This window comes from Streptomyces litmocidini (assembly GCF_014649755.1).
In the GTDB taxonomy this organism is placed as follows: domain Bacteria; phylum Actinomycetota; class Actinomycetes; order Streptomycetales; family Streptomycetaceae; genus Streptomyces; species Streptomyces litmocidini.
In genome coordinates this window covers 1-1,978 of sequence record NZ_BMTQ01000052.1, presented here as the reverse complement: position 1 = coordinate 1,978, position 1,978 = coordinate 1, and the positions used below count along the sequence as shown (strand labels likewise).

Below are 1,978 nucleotides of genomic sequence, written 5' to 3'. Positions count from 1 at the left end.
AGATAGGAACACATTCAACTTTTATAGGCATTAAAGCATGGTTAACACCACATAATTCACTACATTGTCCATAATAAACACCAGTTCTTTGTATTAAAGCACTAACTTGGTTTAAACGACCAGGAGTAGCATCAACTTTTAAACCTAAAGAAGGAACAGCAAATGAATGAATAACATCATTAGCAGTTACAATAAATCTTACATGTGTATCAACAGGAACAATAATAGAAGTATCAGTATCTAATAATCTTAATTGTCCTTCTTCTAACATATCATCAGGAATAATATATGATTCATATTCTATAGTTTCACCAGTATCTGATATAAAGTCAGAATATTCATATTTTCAATATCATTGTAAACCTACAACTTTAATAGTCATAGCAGGTGTTAAAACTTCATCACATAAATATAATAATATAAAACTAGGGAAAGCTATTAATAATAATATAATAGCAGGGAATATAGTTCATATTATTTCTAATGTTTGTCCATGTCTTAAATATTTATAAGCAAATTTATTATTTTTAAAATCTTTTATTATAACATATAAAATATACGATACTAAACCTAATATTAAAGCTAAATAAAACATTATATGATCATATAATTCATGTATACCTTCTTGGTTAGGTGTAGCTGCATCTTGTAAACGAACACCTCATGGTGTTGGAACATCTAATCAAATCATTTTTTATAAATTAATTTATTATTATTATAAATACAAACAAAAATATTGGAATTAATCAGAATTGAACTGATATCGTTCGCATGCAAAGCGAATGATTTACCTATTAATCTATAATCCCTTATATATTAATTTATTTTTCCTACATAAGAAGGGGGGTATAAATTAATCTTTTGGAAAATAATTATTAAATATAAGTTATATATATATATAATAAAGGGTAAAATAAGAATATTGAAAGGTATATGAAAAAATAATTAGTTTATATTTAAAATAATTAAATATTACTATATAACATATTAATCTAAATATGTAAAATCTTATTTGTTGGGTTTAATATTTGAAATGCGTTCAATATGTATCCTCAATTTTCTTAGCATATATACAAATATAAAAATATAAAAATGATATATAAATATAAATGAATAATAACCATAGGAAAATGCCTTAATATCCTTTCGTACAAATAAAGGTACAAATAAGAAAGACCCCATAGATGATAAAATCATTACTGACTCACGTCGTAATTAACCCATCTCAAGTAACTCATTATAGGACGAACAGTCCTACCCTTCCTAATTGCTTCAACCAGGAGGATGAGTTTAGACGACATCGAGGTGGCAAACACCGCTGACGATATCGACTCTCACGCGGTTTATCCGTTATCGACATCCATATCAATTGATTATGCCTGTTCACTACACTATACGTAAGTACTAATTACACTTGTTTGTATTATTATTATCGCACAATTATGTTGTTATCCTTGCTTATATATATAAATATTCTATTCTCCATATAGTTCTATTGTACGTCTTATATATTTCTATTACATTAAGATACATCTTATTATAAAAATAATAAGTTCCTATAAACCCTAAAGAATATAGGTAATTTTTTTTAATATATATATGTATATAAATATCTTTAGACACATCAGATGCTTTCGCTGATGTCGACGCCCCATCGAAACTAACCACTTTACTGTTTTAAATAATTTTATAAATTTTAATGAAAATTTATTTTATAATTAGAATAATAAATTTTATATATATAGGTTTTTCCATTAATTTTAAATAATATATATATAATATATATTTTATAAATACCTACTAACTGTAATATTTTATATTTATTTATTCAAAATAAAGTTATAGTAAAGCTGCATAGGGTCTTTTTGTCAACCTACGGGTACACGGCATCTTCACCGCGAGTGCTATTTCACTGAGTCTACTATGGATACAGTCATCGCATCGTTAATTCATTCATGCAGGACACCAATTATGTGTC

General features: G+C 26.0%; 1 protein-coding gene, 1 tRNA gene, 1 rRNA gene and 1 pseudogene. All 4 read right to left on the bottom strand.

Annotated elements, in window-relative coordinates:
* Positions 1-283: cupredoxin domain-containing protein (locus IE180_RS37825; protein WP_506005101.1), on the bottom strand; the 283-nt coding region annotated here is incomplete at its 3' end.
* 186 nt (positions 284-469) lie between these two features.
* Positions 470-646 (bottom strand): annotated as a pseudogene (locus IE180_RS37820) (cytochrome c oxidase subunit II transmembrane domain-containing protein); the annotation flags it as partial.
* A gap of 91 nt (positions 647-737) precedes the next feature.
* A tRNA-Ala gene (locus IE180_RS37815) sits at positions 738-809 on the bottom strand.
* A 348-nt stretch (positions 810-1,157) separates the two neighbouring features.
* Positions 1,158-1,978, bottom strand: a 23S ribosomal RNA gene (locus tag IE180_RS37810); the annotation flags it as partial.